We start from the raw sequence: 15,127 nt of genomic DNA on the forward strand, positions 1-15,127 counted from the left end.
TTACTCGCCGAAGAGTGCATCGGTTTCGGTGATGATGTCGGTCACAGTGCGCTCTCGATGGCGCTGCTCAACACTGCCATGTTCTCGTCGGCGGCGTGATACGCCTCGTAAAGTGCATCGGACGCGGCCTCTGCGGAGGAGTCGCCGAACGCGGCAAGTGCGGCGCTGGCCGCTCGGGCACGAGTAAAGGCGCGGACGTAATCCTCTTCGGTTCCGAGACCTGAGTCGAATCGGTCTTGAGCATCGAAGGCTGCATTGTCCAAATCATCAACGGCCGCCGATGCGGTGGCCAAGTCGGGAGCTTCATCCGCTGGCGCTCGAAGCTGCTCGATCACCGGCGTGAGACGTTCGTCATCGAGTCTGGTGTGCTCGATCGCGGCTAGCGCAACCGCACGGGCCAGGGTGCGCTGAACGTCCGGCCCGACGGCTTCGATCCGTTCAAGCAGGGCGGGGTCAATAAGGCTAAGGCGATTGACCACGAGGAGGCGCTCCCTTGAGTGGACTGGCCGGCTGCGCGCCGGCGTCGCGGATGATCGGTTCGCACTGGTTGCAGATGGGTCGTCCGGCGCCTACTGAACCGGGGGTGATGCTCTCGCGTTCCATGTAGGACAGGATCCGTTGTTCCGCGTGCATCGTACCGTGGACGTTCGCTACCTCGTCGCCGTCCTGGAGTGCTTCCGCGACCGGTTTGCGCAAGTAGCCGTTGCGTTCACTGGACCCGACGACGTTGCGGACGTTGCCGTCGGCATCACGTCCTACACCGAAGCCGATTGTCACTCGGCCTCGAGTGTTCTCCGGAAGCGTGTTCTGCAACTCCTGGGCGCGGCCGTCGACGTTTTTGAGCGGCACTCCGGTTACGGAATCTGCTGCATTGATGTTCTTCGCGGTAGCCTCGGCGGCTTCCTGTCCGCCTTCGCTGACGACCTTCGCGCCCTTGCCGAGGAGTTTGCCGCCGGTGGCTCCCCAGCCGGCGAACGGGATCATCGCGGCTGCGGAGAGTCCGGCGTTGGTGTAGTCGCCTTCGGCGGCGTACCAGGAGGCGTTGGCGCCGTCGGCGAGTTCGCCGATGCCGGGGATGAGGCCGCCGAGGTCGAGGACGAAGTGCCCGATGTCGGAGAGCGGGTTGCCGGTGTCCTCGGTCTTGCCCCAGGGGAGCCCTTCGTCGCTGCCGGCGGCTGCGGTGAGCTGGTCGGCGGTGTAGCCGTACTCGCCTGCGGCCTGGTGGCCGTCGGCATTGTCCGCGGTGTAGTGGGTGCCGCCGTAGAGGGCGGTGATGGTGTTGGCGCAGCGGCGTTGCGCGGCCATCCAGTCGGCGACGGCCTGGTTGACGGCGCTCATGATGTGGGCGTCGCGGTCGACGAGGTCTCCGTCGTCGGTCCAGTCCTTGTCGGGGACGATGCCGGTCTTGGCGCTGGCGGCGAGTTCGGAGTTGCTGGGTTTCTGGTTCTCGTAGCTGTGGATGTCGGCGACGAGCTGTTCGGCTTGGGCTTTCAGGTCGCGCAGGCGTTGCTGGATGGGGCGGACCTCGTCGGCGTAGGCCTTCAGCGCGCCGGAGACCTGTTCCACGTCGCGGCCGATGTTCCCGGCGACCTGCGCGACGGGCGCGGTGGCCTGCAGCAGCTGGCCGGATTCCGGGGCGGTGTAGGCGGGCGCCAGCGCCTGCCAGTTCGCGTGCACGTCGGAGCCGGTGTCGGCGATGCCGGTGCCTGCGGTGCCCACTCCTGCGGCGTGCGCGGACAGGGCGCCCATGTCGCCGGGGATCTGCGGGATGGCACCCGGGTTGATCACCGGTGGCCTCCCGGCATCTGCGCCCGCGGGTCCGGGGCGTTGGCGATACCGCGTTGGGCGTTGAGCACCATTTCGTGATCACCTTGCAGGTAGGCGTTCACTGCCGTGGTCGCCCCGCCGATCGCCGATTCGACGCGGGAGTACACGAATCGCAGATCCCGGCCGGTGGCTTCGGCGAAACCCACGAGTGCGTCGCCGATGATCCCCGAGCTCGCCTGCCCGGCGGCGCCTTCCATGTCCGAGAGCATCGTCTCGACGTGCCCGTCGAATTCGGCCGCCGTGCTCGCCGTCCGACCCAGCACACCCCGCACCTGCTCGGGGTGGATGTCCCACTGCACCGATCGACTCCTCTACCGCGTCGAGCTGAGAGCTGTACCGATGATCAGCCGATGCCTTGCACGGCGGAACGGGCGCGGGACAGGGCGTTGCCCGCGGAGTCGTCGTTCTGCGTCATGGTCTGCTTGACGAGCTGGATGATCTGGCGGACCTCGGTGGCCGCGGACTTCCACCGCTGCTCGACGTGGTGGTAGTCGTCGGAGACCCCGTCGGCCTGGAAGTCCGCCATCGCCGCGGCGACCGCCTGGTCGCGCTGGCCGATGACCGCTTCCAGGCGCCCGACGATCCCTTGGAGATCGCCCTGCACGGCCTGCGAGGTGCCGGTGTCGAAACTGCGCCGATCCATCGTCATGATCTCTGCTCCCCAGGTCAGCGGGCGCCGAAGCGGGCCGCGTCGAAGTTGGCGCCGGCCTGCGTGGACGTGGCGTTGTCGGCCATCTCGGTGTCGCCCTGCACGAAGGAGGTGTCCATGCCGGACTGCCCGCCGAGGATCGCGTTGAGCGACCCGTTCAGTTCGGCGGTGATCTCGTCGGCGCGCGCCTTGAACCCGTCGAACGCCGCACGACCCGCGCCGTTGAACTTGCCCTCCAGCGGTTCGGCCGCGGCGATCAGCTGCCGGATCAGCGTGCCCAGATCGTCGCTGGAACCCTGCGTCTGCTTGGTCAACGTCGACAGCGTCGACGACCCCATGTCGAACTTCACGTCACACCTCACCAGTCCTCGACCCGGACGTTTCCAGAGCAGATCGTAAAGGTCCGATCAGCTCTTGTGGGCCGAACCGTCGAAATCGGCACACCCGATCGCCGGTACGCGTTGGGTTATCGCTGCGCACGCTGTTTCGGGCATTCGGACTACTCCCTCGTGATCCAGTCGTGATCAACGATTTCACGCAAGATCGAATGGCGCGTCACGTTTCCTCGAGCATCGCGGTCTGCACGACGCGCGGTGCGTCGCCGGGGCGGAGGAACATGCCGCGGCCCGGCGGCAGCGTCGCGGGCCGGACGCCGGGGAACAGCTGGCCTTCGGAACGGTCCCCGGACATCAGCAGGCTCAGGCAGCCGGACTCCCGCACACCCAGCACGAACGGTTCGAACAGCCCGCGCGCCGCGCCCATCACCCGCCGGGTCAGGACCACGTGCAGCCCGAGTTCGCGGCCGGAAGCCAGGTAGGGCACGAACGGGGCCAGCGGCTGGTTGCCGGAGGCGGCGAGGACGTCGTAGTCGTCGACGACCAGCACGATCTTCGGGCCGTTCGAGTTCCCGTTCGCGTGCCGGTGCGACAGCTCCTTGGCTACCGACATGGCGAGGCCGTTGGCCAGCGCGTGGTTCGAGGCGTAGCCGCCCAGGTGGGACTCGGGGACGAGTTCTGCCAAGGCGTGGCGAGGGTCGAACACGGCGAACACGATCTCGTCCTCGGAGTGCTGCCGCAGCAAGGTCGTGGTGACCAGCTTGAGCAGGTTCGTCTTGCCGGTGCCCGTGTCGCCGAGGGCCACGAAGTGCTGGTCCCGGCCGAACAGGTCCAGTGCGGCGGGCTCGAAGTCGTGCTCGAAGCGGCCGAACGCGATGGTCCCGGGCGCGGTGGCGGGCAGTTCCCGCGGGTCGAGCACGGCGGGCAGCACGCGCACCGGCGGCGGCACCGGCCCGGTCCAGCTGTCGCGCACCAGCGCCGCCGCGTCCGCCAGGCCGGAACCTTCGGACAGGTGCGGGAGTGCGACTTGGGCGTAGAGCCGGTCGGTGGTCAACGCCCTGCCCAGCTGCTTCGGGCCGATGCCGCGGGCCAGCTTGCCCTCGATGCTCGACTCGGCGGCGTCGTTGAGCCGCAGTTCGATGCGGTTGCCGAAGGTGGCCTGCTGCGCACCGCGCACCTCGTTCCACCGGCGGGCGGTGGCGACGACGTGGATGCCGTAGCGGCCTCCCCGGGCGAGCAGGTCGTGCACCCGGGCTTCGATCGCCTCGAAGTCACTGGCGAGCTGCCCGTAGCCGTCGATCAGCAGCACGACGTCGGTGCAGGGCAGCTCGGACCGGACGCCGCGCAGCTGGGCGATGTCGTCGATCTGCCTGCGCTGGAACAGCTTCTCCCGCTGGGCGAGCATGGCGTGGACTTCGTCGACGGTGCGCCGGATGCGCTCCCGGTCGTCGCGGGCGGCGACGCCACCGACGTGCGGCAGGTCGGCGAGCGCGCGCATGCCGCTGCCGAGCAGGTCGATGCCGTAGATGCCGACGTCGACGGGCCGGTGCGCGCCCGCCAGGCCGAGGACGAGGGTGCGCAGCGCGGTGGTCTTGCCCGCGCCGGGACCGCCCAGGACCATCAGGTTCCCGCCCGCCACCGACAGGTCCACCGTCCACGTCCCCTGCCACTGGTGCGCCGGATCGTCCAGCAGACCCAGCGGGACGGGCAGCCCGCCGTCGCCGGTGTTGCGCAGCCGCAGCCCTTGGTCGGTGCGGTCGTAGCCACCGGCGGCCGCGTCGAGGGAGATCGCGGCGGGCATCGGTGGCAGCCACACCGGCCGGACCGGTTCGGCGGCGCCTTCGAGCTGCCCGACGATGGTCGACAGCAGCGTCGGGCCCACCGTGCGCCGCGTCGCCTTCGGCTCCTCGGCGTGCTCCTCGCCGCCGGAGGAGCCGTAGCGGGGCAGCGCGTGCACCCGCGGCAGTGCGGTGTCGGCAGGTTCGTCGCGCGCCGGTTCGGCCACCGGCCCGGAGACGTAGGCGGACTTGAACTGGTCGTACACGCTGGTGTCGACCTTGAGGTAACCGGCGCCGGGCACCGGTGGCAGGTGGAAGGCGTCCGGGGTGTCGAGCACCGTGCGGCTCTCCATCTCCGACAACGTCCGCAACCCCAACCGGTAGGCCAGGTAGGTGTCCAGGCCGCGCAGCTTGCCGCCTTCGATGCGCTGGCTCGACAGCAGCAGGTGCACACCGCCGGACCGGCCGATGCGGCCGATGCGCAGGAACAGCTCGATGAACTCGGGTTTGGCGGTCATCAGCTCGCCGAACTCGTCGATCACCACGAACAGGTGCGGCAACGCGGGCAGCTCGGCCGGTTCGCCGTGGGCGGCGCGGTACTGCTCGTACTCGTCGAGGTCGACGCTCATGCCGGCGTCGGCGAGCAGCTCCTGCCTGCGATCGATCTCGCCTTCGAGGCTGGAGTACATCCGTTCCACCAGGGAGGAATCGGACTCCAGGTTGGTGATCAGCCCGGCGGTGTGCGGGAGTTTCTCGAACGGGGCGAAGGTCGCACCGCCCTTGTAGTCGACCAGCACCAGGCCGAGCTGGTCCGGGGGATGGGTCGCGGCCAGTGCGAGGACCAGCGTGCGCAGCAGTTCGCTCTTGCCCGTGCCGGTCGCCCCCACGCACAGGCCGTGCGGCCCCATCCCGAACCGGGCCGGTTCCTTCAGGTCCAGCAGGGCGGGGGAACCGAGCGTGCTCACCCCGACCGGGATGCGCAGGAAGTCCCGGTCGCCCCGCCGCGCCCACATCCGCGCGAGGTCCAGGTGCGCGGGATCGTCGATGCGCAGCAGCGCCAGGAAGTCCGCGGGCGGCATGCCCGAGCCGTCGTCGTAGGAGTCCGCCGACAACCGCAGCGGCGCGAGCTCGCGGGCCAACCCCAGGGCGAACGCGTGCGAAGCCGGTTCGAGGGTGCCGCTGACGGTGACGGCGGGGGAGAGCTCTTCGACGGTCACCTGTTCGCCGATGGTCACCCGGCTGGAGATCTCGCCGGGCTCGTGCAGCCGGTCGGAGAGCAGGTGCAGCACCGTGACGCCGAGCAAGTCCAGGCCGACGCCCTGGTCCGGTGTCGGCAGGACGTGCGCGATACCGCCGAACGCGTCGTCGATCACCACGAGCCGCGAGCGGGTCGTCGCTTCGGATGCCCGCGCGCCGTGGCGGAGTGCCTGCGCGGCCCGTGTGGCGCGGTCGGCGAGATCGTCGGACAGCAGCGCGGCCAGCGCGGCGGCGTCCGGCGCGAACAACGGCTGCGGCCCGGCCGCACCGATGTTGTCGCGGTCCAGCGCGTGCGGGAGCCAGCGCACCCAGCCCCACTCGGGTTCCCGCTCCGGCGGGGTGATCACCGCGATCGTGACGTCGTCGGGTGCGTGCGTGGCCGCCAGCTGCAGCAGCAGCGCCCGAGCGGCGCCCAGGACGTCCTCCCGGTGCTGCCCGATCAGCGAGACGTCACCGGCGCGGTCCAGGTCCACCCGCAGCGGCAGGTCGGGGACCGCGCCGAACCTGCGGCGCAGCGCTTCGGCTTCGGCCAGCATGAACGGGTCGGTCGGGTTGACCGGGGTGCCTTCGACGCGCATCCGCAGCTCGCGCACCTGCCGGTGCCCGCTGCCGATGCGCAGCAGCAGGAAGTCGCGGTCGCGGCGGCGCCGCTCCCACAACCGCGCCGGGTCGTGCACGAGGTCGAGCAGGCTGCCCACCGGCGGGTCGGGCACCGCCGCCCGGGACTGGAAGGTCTTCTCCCACTCCCGCAGGTCCTCCCGCAGCTGTTCGAGGTGGTCGAGGTAGCGCTCCCGCTGCTGCCGCCGCTTGCGGGTCGCCTGCCCGCGCTGGGTGAAGTAGAAGATCCCCGCCGCGCACACCGAGACGAGCATGACGACTGCGCCGAGTGCGGCGAAACCGCTGCGGAAGAACATCATCATGACCATCGCCGCGGCGGCACCGGCCATCGGCAGCAGCGCCTGCACCCCGGCGGCCGTCTTGCCCTCCGGCAGCAGCGGCGGCGGATCCAGGTCGAGCGGCGCCTGGTCTTCGATCGGGCGCACCGTGCGTGCAGGTCGGTGGACCAGGCGGGTCGTCACTGCGTCTCCTCGTCGTACCGGCGATCGGGTCGCGATCCGCCCCTCACCACTGCCGCGCCCGGTGCAGCGCCCACGCGGCGAGCCGGGACGCCTCGGTGAGCGTCGGCTCGGCGAACCTGCCCGGGTTGATCGGTGCCCCGGACGCCACGTGCCGGTCCTGCGGCACCGACACCACCGGCAGCCCGAGCCGTTCGAACGCGGCGCGAGCCGGGGCGTGCCGCAGGGCGTCCCGCCCGTGCGGGTGCTGCGCGTTGAGCGCGATCACCAGGTGCTGCAGCGCGCCGGGTGCCAGGCGCGCGAGCGCGTCGGCGGTGGTGCGCACCCCGTCCGGTGTCGCGGGAACGACCACGATCACCGCGTGCGCATCGGCCAGCACCGCGTTGTTCGCGGGAGCGGCCATCCCGGTCGTGCAGTCCAGGACCGAGACCGCGAACAACCGCGACAACGCCCGGGTCAGGTCGCGCACCAGCTGTGGCCGCTGCCCCGCGCCACCGGGCACCACCCACAGGCCTGCGGCGGTGCGCGGGAGCAGCTGCTCCAGGCTGGTGAGGTTCTGCCCGCTGGCGGTCATCAGCGCGGGAGCGACCCCCGGCAAGGTCATCGCGGATTCGACGCCGAGCCGCCACGGCAACGAACCGAACTCGGGTTCGGCGTCCACGGCCAGCACCGGATCGGCCCGCCGGGCGGCGAGCACCGAACCGACCAGCGCCGCCACCGCCGTCTTGCCCGCACCACCGCGCACCGAGGTCACCGCGATCCGGCGGCCCGTGGTCACCGGCGCCTGCACCGCGGTGAGGATCTCCGCCAGCTCGCGCGGCTGTTTCGTGCTGGAGAAGGCGCGCGCGACCGTGCGCGCGACCCGGCGCGGGAGCGGATCTCCGTGCGCCACGTTCCCGACCAGCTCGCCCGGAGGCTGTGCGGCAGCGGGAGCAGCGGGCGCGGGAGTCCCACCTGCCGGCGGCCGGGCGTCCTGCCGGCCCGGTGCGAACGACGGCCGGTGCGGCGGCGGGCCCGGCTGCGGCCCCGCGCCCGGTGCCTGCCGGGGCGGTGTCCCCGGGTTCACCGAGATGCGCTGCGTCGCCGACGGTTCGGCGTTCTGCTCCCAAGGAGGCCGGTCGGTTGCTCCGCCGCTCCACGGGCGCGCCGCAGGAGGGCCCGGCTGCCCGCCGGGCTCGCGATCCGCTGTGGACACTGAAGGCCTTCCTAGGTCAGAACAGTTGCAAGAGGTCCTGGTACAGCCCGAACACTCCGACGGCTACCGGCACCATCGCCACCACCGCCACGCCTTCGACCCGGTCCACGACCTGTCGAGCGCGCGCCCGCGTGTGCGCGGCCGGGCGGTAGGCGAGTGCCACGAGCCCCGCACCGGACAGGGCGAGCGCCACGAGCACCCCGCCCCACCACTGGGACGGCGCCACCAGCGACCAATGACGCACCAAACCGCCCACGATCACCAGGGCAGCGGTGACCAGGCTGATCACTTCGACCGTCAACGGGCAGGCCCGCACGCGCGAGAAGGTCGTGACGCCGAGCAGGCAGGCCAACGCGATCGCCCACCCGTTCGCCGCGTGCGCGAGGTGCCACCCGGCCAGCGCGGCCGACGCCGCGGTGAACACCACCGCGAGCGCGAGCCCGCGATGCGCCGAGTCCAGCGCGGCGCGCACCGAGGTCCGAGCGACCGGCTGCTCACCCGCCCGCACGTCGTCGAGACGGGTCAGCCCGGACGTCACCAGGGCGAGCCGGGGCAGCAGACCGAGCAGGACGGTCGACACGATCCCCGCCACCGTCGCCGTCCCCACCACGTCGAGACCCGACACGAGCGGAACCACCCACAGCAGCAGCATCCCGAGCAGCACGCCCGCGCCGGTCGCCGACGAGCGGAACCGCGAGTTCGCCACCCCGGCGGCCAGGACCAGCACCGCGACGATCAGCATCCACGCCGACCAGCGCTGCGGCCACTCCGCCAGCCAGAACGGCACCGACATCGCAGCGACCGAAGCACCCGCCGCCAGCACCGCGGTGCCGACCACCCGCGCGCCCGCCAGCGCGGCACCCGTTCCCGCGGCCAGCACCACGAGCCCGACGACGAGCAACGCCACCGGCGGGACGGCCGCCACCGCGAGGAACCCGGCCCACGCGGCCGTCGCGGCGATCACCGCCGTCGCCACCCACCGCCGAGCACCGTCGCCCCACCTGCCGGGGCGCCGCTCCAGATCGTCGGCGACCTCCTCGGTCACGTCGTGGACCACGGCCGGCATCGGAGCATCGCTGACCCGGTCGACCCGCACCAGCGCCCCGTCCGGAATCCCGGCCGAGCGCAGGCTCTCGGTGAGTTCGACGACCCGGCCGTCGACCAGCGACAACCGGTACGACTCCGGAGTCGGAGGGGTCGGGAAACCGAGGATGCGCACGATCTCGGGCAACAACTCGCCCAACGGTGTCTCCGCGGGCAGCACCAGATCGACCCGGCGCCACGGGGCAGCGAGCGTGAGCCGGGTGAGCGTCCCGGCAGCCGACGGCCCCGTCACCTCAACACCTGGCCGACCGTGCTCTGCTGGCGTACCTGCTGCTGGGTCAGCACGTTCTCCAAGAACGCCCACCCGACGCAGCCCGCGCATCCCACCGCCGCGACGACGACACCGACCGCGAACCGCTTCAGGTTGTCGACCATCCCCAACCGGCGATGCGCCTGCCCCCACAGCAACGACTCGCGCAGCCGACCACGCCGAACCGCGACCGACTCCAGAAGCTGAGCGTCATACTCCCGTGCCACTTCCGGGATGCTACCCAGCAGCACCCCGCCGACGGGGGAGGACCGGCGAAACGGTCGCGGACCTCGCGAGTGATCTCCGCAGCCCGCCTCCCAGCACACGCCGGTGCGCTACCGTCCCGGCATGCGCCCCTTCCCCAACGTGCAACGGCGTTCCTAAAACCTCAGCTCGCGAAGGGTGCTCTCCACGCACGTGGAGGTGGTCCGCCGCCCACCTCGTGAAGAACGTCCTCGGCTTGGTGCTCTCCACGCACGTGGAGGTGGTCCGGCGCGGGCGCGGGCGGTGCGGGAGGGCTGGCCGTGCTCTCCACGCACGTGGAGGTGGTCCGGTGGTGGTGGCTTCCTACGGCAACAGCCTCGCGTGCTCTCCACGCACGTGGAGGTGGTCCGGCTGTGGCTCGCCGCGCTGTCGTGGCCGGTGCGTGCTCTCCACGCACGTGGAGGTGGTCCGGGCCTGGCCCGGGACCTGGCAAAGGTTCAAGTGTGCTCTCCACGCACGTGGAGGTGGTCCCTCTACGCGGCGGGTGAGGGACTGTTCTCGCACGTGCTCTCCACGCACGTGGAGGTGGTCCGCGGAGGAGGCCCTGGGCTGGTGGAGCCCGGAAGTGCTCTCCACGCACGTGGAGGTGGTCCGTAATGGCGGATCGGCATGGATCGGGCTCGGGCGTGCTCTCCACGCACGTGGAGGTGGTCCGGCTCCCGTTGAGCTGGCTTGCACATGCCTGGGGTGCTCTCCACGCACGTGGAGGTGGTCCGCGCGCGGCGAGCTTCGCGTACGAGGTCGTGCCGTGCTCTCCACGCACGTGGAGGTGGTCCGTACGCCGAGCGCCCGGACGTGCTCGACCGGGTGTGCTCTCCACGCACGTGGAGGTGGTCCGGCGAGCAGATCCTGCGCGGTGAGCAGGGGGGCGTGCTCTCCACGCACGTGGAGGTGGTCCGCTTGACGATGACGGGACGCGGTTCCGCGACCCGTGCTCTCCACGCACGTGGAGGTGGTCCGGCGAGGTGAGCGGCCGCGTGGGCGGTGAGGGCGTGCTCTCCACGCACGTGGAGGTGGTCCGAAACGCCTGCTGGGCCGGGCCCACCCATCGACGTGCTCTCCACGCACGTGGAGGTGGTCCGTCGTCTCGGTAGTCAGCGATGTAGGCGATGAGGTGCTCTCCACGCACGTGGAGGTGGTCCGTAGCCGATCGCGTCCGCGTCGATCCGGCCGCGGTGCTCTCCACGCACGTGGAGGTGGTCCGCCCGGCGCCCGCGCCGTCGTCGATGCCTGGCGGTGCTCTCCACGCACGTGGAGGTGGTCCGAGCTCACGTTCCCGTTGGTCGGGGCGAACGTCGTGCTCTCCGCACGCGTGGAAGTGGTCCGGCGCCGGAGTTCGCCGCGTTCGTCAAACGCCTGTGCTCTCCACGCGTTCGGAACAGTTGGTCAATCAAGCCACTGCTCTTCCGACCATCTACGGGCCGACTGCGCAAAGGAGACGCGCGTGTTCCGGCATGGATGCTGCTGCGATGAATGGTGCAAGACCATGCGGATCGTGGTCTACGTGATCCTTAGTCCTGGTTCACGGGCTGGTGCCGGCTAGTACGGCATTGCCGTACTGACCAGCACCCCGAACGGCTCGGCGGCCGGATGTCGCTGCGGGGCAACCGCAGCGTTGATGACTCCGGTCGTCGAGCCACCTCGTGAGGCGTCAGCTTCGTCGAGTCGACGGATGCCGCTCGCAACGCTCGCTTGACCAGGGGCGAGGTTGCAGCGCCGCGCAAGGACACTGGCGAAGCCCGTCTCGTTCGTCATTGCCCAACCATGGGCGAACTGGACTGCGTTGGTCGGCGATCTCGCGCGGCCGAAGCTTGTTCCGGCCGATGCGTTCCGGATCGAGCTCATGCAGACCGTTCTCGGTGGGAGCGCATCGGAACCGGTGACCGGGAGGTGCAACGCTCCATTGCGCGTGGTCGTGGCTTATGTCGATGCCATGTGCGCCGGAATGCGGTTAGGGTCCGATCATGACGTCTGCTGATGACTTCGGCTGGTTGGATGATGATTCGATCGTCGGCTACAGCGTCTCGTTCGTCGAGGGTGTCGACCCGGGTGAGGCGCTTCGGCGGATCGGTGCGGAGGCGGACACTTGCCCCGCGTCGTCCGCGGCCGAGGCTGACGAGCTCGCGGGAGATTCCGGTGGCGCCGCGGTGGTGCGGGCCGGTCGGTGCGGTGGGTGGACCGCGCTCGTCGAGCACGATGCGAACGCCGGGGTGAACGAAGCGACCCTGCCCGCGTTGTCGACGGGCACCCGGGTGGTGTGCGTGTTCTCGTCGGCGTCGGGAATGGACTTGTTCTACTTCGCGGAGAACGGCCAGGTGACGACGGTCGTGGAGACCTCGATTCCCGCGAATCGGTTTGGTAGTGAGCCGGATCGGTTCTTGGCGGAAATGGCCGACGTGGGTCTCGTCGCGGGCGAGATCGCCGAGTCCGTGCGTGCGGCGACGATGGCGCTCGCTCGGGAGGTGTGCGGCGTGGAGCTGACCGAGGAGATGATGTTCGACGCTCGGCTGCAGACCGGGCTGGTCAGCTCACCGAGGTGAGGGCAGTGGCGCCGGGCCGCTGCCCTCACCCGGGCGGTCAGGCTGCCGAAACCCAGTAGGGACCGTTGTCGACGATCCGCTGGGCGGTGACGAACCGTCCGAGATCGCCACCGATGTACGTGTTCTGCGTCAACGGGACGTGGACTCGTGCGCAGGTCGTCTCGGGTGCGGGCGCGTGAACCAGGTCGGCGATCGGTGCACCGTCGGGTCCTGTTTGGACTTCGAAGGGAAGGGACAGGAGGTTGACGTGTGGTTTCAGCTCGGCGCAGTCAGGCCCAGGCATGCTCCCGCCTTCCCGAGTGGCCGCGAAGGGATATTCGTCGCAGCTGTCGGTGGGAACGGTGAGGAGATCCGGCGTCCAGCCGGTACCGCAGACGGTGAAGCGGTTCTTGCTCTGCTGGCTGCGATTCGCCAAGCGGTGCAGTGGTTCCCCGCCGGGAACACCAGGGTGGCCGGCCAGGTTCTCCTGAGCCCAGCGGATGCCGAACGCGCCGACCGGGTTGGTCGAGCTGTTGACCTCGTAGGTGGGGATCGCGTCGGTGACGACGCACCCGGCGCTGCGTCCCACCTGGGCGTCACACCGCAACTGCGGGGTCGCCCACACGGCAGGGGCATCGCCGATGGAACCGGGGGAGAGCAGTTCCAAGGTGTAACCAGGCGCGAAGTGGTCGATGCCGCCGCGAGCCTGCGGATTGGAGAACTCGGTCGTGCCGGTCAGCGTCTGACCCGGGCTCAACCACGTTCCGGGAGCGAAGGGGACCGGCTGAGTGGCTTGGCAGTTCGAGCTGCAGCCCGCGGTCCACGTCGCGGACAGGCCGGCGGCGACCACGTCGTTCGCGCTGTCCATGCGAAGCGTGTCCGTCTCCACCCACGTGGTCCGGTTGTTCGCGAGCTGGAAGTCCTGAGTGATCGTCACATGGGCGGAGCCGACCGGAGCACCGGTGCGGATGTCTCGCGCCGTGTAGGTCAGTCCGGCATGCCAGCACCCGCGGAACCGGTCGATCTGCCACTGGCCATCGGGAAAGCCCGCGCACACCAGGTCTTGCGCGTCTACTTGTGCGGCACGACCGCCCGGGGCGGCAGGTTCGTCGAACGCCACCTCGAGCCGGTACGAGTTCTCGGCTCCTGATGGAGCGCTCGTGACGTCGGTCCGTGCTGCGAATGCGGGGGATTCTCCGAATCCAACTACGATCAAGGTCAAGGCCGCTAACGAAGCGGCACACCGTCTCAGGCGCACGTCGTCCCCTCGGATAGCAAGCGATCTTGCCCCGGCAGGCTAAGAGGAGCGCGCGGTGCGACGCTGGAGAATTTTCAAACGGAACGAAAGCTAGCTCGTTTGGAGCAGTGTTGCCCAATCTTGCGGGGACGGGCGTTGAAGCGAGGTACGGAGCCCACAGCGCGGCGCGAAGGTGGGGGCGTTCCTCGGCGAGCTACGTGGCCGGCTTTCCGCTGGTGAGCTTCGATCCGCGACGTAATCGGCGGCCGGCTGTTGCCCCGGGGAGTCGTGGAGGTGCGTTACCGTCGCGGCATGCACCCCTTCGAAAACGTGCAACGGCCTTCCTGAAACCCCAGTTCGCGAAGGGTGTTCTCCACGCACGTGGAGGTGTTCCGGGTCGATGAACCGGACGCACCTGATCGCGCCGGTGTTCTCCACGCACGTGGAGGTGTTCCGGAGTTGTGCCTTGAACGCACAACTCTCCATTCGTGTTCTCCACGCACGTGGAGGTGTTCCGCCGGAACAGCCTCGTCGTCTTCCTTCGGGTCAGTGTTCTCCACGCACGTGGAGGTGTTCCGGACCAATGCCCGTCGCTCGGCGAGGACGTGGTGTGCTCTCCACGCACGTGGAGGTGTTCCGTGCCGCCACTGCGGCACCGCCGCGTCCCGCCAGTGCTCTCCACGTACGTGGAGGTATTCCGGCGCCCTTGCCGGTGCCGTGCGCGAACGCTCGGTGCTCTCCACGCGCGTGGAGGTGTTCCATCCGGGGAGGTCTCCACCGTGACCTGGGCGCCGTGCTCTCCACGCCCGTGGAGGAGGTTGTTTCGCAGGAGGCGGGCGGTGTCGAGTGACGGGTGTGAACGTGTTCTTGTCCGCCTTGGGGATGGGCTTGTTCTACTTGGTAGGTAGCGGTCAGGCGGCTGTGGTCGTGGAGGACGACGATGCGGCGCAATTACTTCGTCGCTCGCAGTGCCTGGATGTTGCTGTCGTGGTTTGGGGAGAGCAGTTTCAGGGGGTGAGCTGTGAGCGCGGATGATTGCTCAGTCTCGTTGGAGACGTTGCGCCAGGTGTTCAACGAAGCCTTGGACAACCTCGAGGAGCGCGTCGGAGACGTCGTCGAACTCGAGGAGGACTTCTTCTGGTCCATTCCCCGTGAAGCCCGCTACGACCCCTACAGGGCTCCTGCCACTGAACAGCTCACCCTCGGTCAGCTGACGTCGTCGTGGAACACGCTCAAACGGATGCACGCCACCGGCGAGCACATGAACGAACACACCCTGGTGTGGGTCGCCGAGCTCCTCCAAGCCCTCGGCCTGCGACCACGGTGACCGGGTGGCCGAGCGGCTCGACGAAGTCGGTGGCACCGATCGCCGGAGCTGTCGGCAAGCCGCGGGCGGACGTGCCTGTGCGCTACCGTCGCGGCATGCGCCCCTTCGAAAACGTGCAACGCCGTTCCTAAAACCCCAGTTCGCGAAGGGTGCTCTCCACGCGCGTGGAGGTGATCCGACCACCGGTGTGCGGTCGAATGCTGCGGGCACGTGCTCTCCACGCGCGTGGAGGTGATCCGTTCGTGGCGGAAACTTACCTCGGCATGAACCGGTGCTCTCCACGCGCGTGGAGGTGATCCGAACCGCTCG

Annotated in this window: 12 protein-coding genes and 3 CRISPR repeat arrays (1 of these 15 running past the window's edge); of the genes, 2 read left to right on the forward strand and 10 right to left on the reverse strand. The window is 69.8% G+C overall.

All coding sequences use genetic code 11. The features are described 5' to 3' along the window. Positions 1-41: 41 nt before the first annotated feature. The 9 genes from ABZ805_RS17610 to ABZ805_RS17650 all read right to left on the reverse strand — a co-directional run bounded on the left by ABZ805_RS17610 (position 42) and on the right by ABZ805_RS17650 (position 9,698). Entirely contained in the window at positions 42-479 is a 438-nt protein-coding gene (locus tag ABZ805_RS17610) for a hypothetical protein (RefSeq protein ID WP_358441016.1), read from the reverse strand. After that, positions 463-1,788 (reverse strand): hypothetical protein, encoded by a 1,326-nt coding sequence (locus ABZ805_RS17615; protein ID WP_358441019.1) that lies wholly within the window; start codon positions 1,786-1,788, stop codon positions 463-465. Before ABZ805_RS17615 ends, ABZ805_RS17610 begins: the two co-directional genes overlap by 17 nt. After that, positions 1,785-2,126 (reverse strand): DUF6507 family protein, encoded by a 342-nt coding sequence (locus ABZ805_RS17620; RefSeq protein ID WP_358441022.1) that lies wholly within the window; start codon positions 2,124-2,126, stop codon positions 1,785-1,787. Before ABZ805_RS17620 ends, ABZ805_RS17615 begins: the two co-directional genes overlap by 4 nt. Positions 2,127-2,170: 44 nt before the next feature. After that, the gene (locus tag ABZ805_RS17625; protein ID WP_344926890.1) at positions 2,171-2,476 is read right to left on the reverse strand and encodes a pore-forming ESAT-6 family protein; all 306 of its coding nucleotides are present in this window, start codon (positions 2,474-2,476) and stop codon (positions 2,171-2,173) included. A 17-nt stretch (positions 2,477-2,493) separates the two neighbouring features. Then, complete coding sequence (locus tag ABZ805_RS17630; protein ID WP_344926892.1) at positions 2,494-2,826, reverse strand: hypothetical protein; 333 nt, start codon at positions 2,824-2,826, stop codon at positions 2,494-2,496. 205 nt (positions 2,827-3,031) lie between these two features. Further along, on the reverse strand, positions 3,032-6,925 hold the full coding sequence (gene eccCa / locus ABZ805_RS17635) for a type VII secretion protein EccCa (protein ID WP_358441026.1): 3,894 nt from the start codon (positions 6,923-6,925) through the stop codon (positions 3,032-3,034). 43 nt (positions 6,926-6,968) lie between these two features. After that, positions 6,969-7,814 carry a chromosome partitioning protein gene (locus ABZ805_RS17640; RefSeq protein WP_358441028.1) on the reverse strand — a complete coding sequence of 282 codons (846 nt, stop codon included), beginning with the start codon at positions 7,812-7,814 and terminating at the stop codon, positions 6,969-6,971. A gap of 319 nt (positions 7,815-8,133) precedes the next feature. Further along, positions 8,134-9,453: an EsaB/YukD family protein gene (locus tag ABZ805_RS17645; protein WP_358441030.1), complete on the reverse strand. Its 1,320-nt coding sequence runs from the start codon at positions 9,451-9,453 to the stop codon at positions 8,134-8,136. Beyond that, a complete protein-coding gene (locus ABZ805_RS17650) occupies positions 9,450-9,698 on the reverse strand; it encodes a hypothetical protein (RefSeq protein ID WP_344926901.1) in 249 nt (82 codons plus the stop codon). Before ABZ805_RS17650 ends, ABZ805_RS17645 begins: the two co-directional genes overlap by 4 nt. Before the next feature lie 175 nt (positions 9,699-9,873). Further along, positions 9,874-11,122: a CRISPR direct-repeat array (repeat unit 29 nt; unit sequence GTGCTCTCCACGCACGTGGAGGTGGTCCG). 577 nt (positions 11,123-11,699) lie between these two features. Here ABZ805_RS17650 and ABZ805_RS17655 point away from each other — a divergent pair. Beyond that, the gene (locus ABZ805_RS17655; RefSeq protein WP_358441033.1) at positions 11,700-12,275 is read left to right on the forward strand and encodes a DUF6461 domain-containing protein; all 576 of its coding nucleotides are present in this window, start codon (positions 11,700-11,702) and stop codon (positions 12,273-12,275) included. A 37-nt stretch (positions 12,276-12,312) separates the two neighbouring features. Here ABZ805_RS17655 and ABZ805_RS17660 read toward each other — a convergent pair whose 3' ends face one another. Further along, positions 12,313-13,374, reverse strand: coding sequence for a hypothetical protein (locus ABZ805_RS17660; protein WP_358441036.1), 1,062 nt, complete (start codon positions 13,372-13,374; stop codon positions 12,313-12,315). A gap of 483 nt (positions 13,375-13,857) precedes the next feature. Then, a CRISPR array of direct repeats spans positions 13,858-14,313; the repeat unit is 30 nt; unit sequence GTGTTCTCCACGCACGTGGAGGTGTTCCGG. Between the two features lie 244 nt (positions 14,314-14,557). Here ABZ805_RS17660 and ABZ805_RS17665 point away from each other — a divergent pair. Next, positions 14,558-14,818 carry a hypothetical protein gene (locus tag ABZ805_RS17665; protein WP_358441039.1) on the forward strand — a complete coding sequence of 87 codons (261 nt, stop codon included), beginning with the start codon at positions 14,558-14,560 and terminating at the stop codon, positions 14,816-14,818. A 149-nt stretch (positions 14,819-14,967) separates the two neighbouring features. After that, positions 14,968-15,127: a CRISPR direct-repeat array (repeat unit 29 nt; unit sequence GTGCTCTCCACGCGCGTGGAGGTGATCCG); it runs 113 nt beyond the window's last position.

The sequence above is a fragment of the Saccharopolyspora sp. NPDC047091 genome, from assembly GCF_040643635.1.
Taxonomy (GTDB): domain Bacteria; phylum Actinomycetota; class Actinomycetes; order Mycobacteriales; family Pseudonocardiaceae; genus Saccharopolyspora_C.

Excerpts from the sequence above, each read along its gene's own strand:
- ABZ805_RS17655 (WP_358441033.1), top strand. The coding sequence starts at position 11,700 with ATGACGTCTGCTGATGACTTCGGCTGGTTGGATGATGATTCGATCGTC.
- ABZ805_RS17625 (WP_344926890.1), bottom strand. The coding sequence starts at position 2,476 with ATGACGATGGATCGGCGCAGTTTCGACACCGGCACCTCGCAGGCCGTG.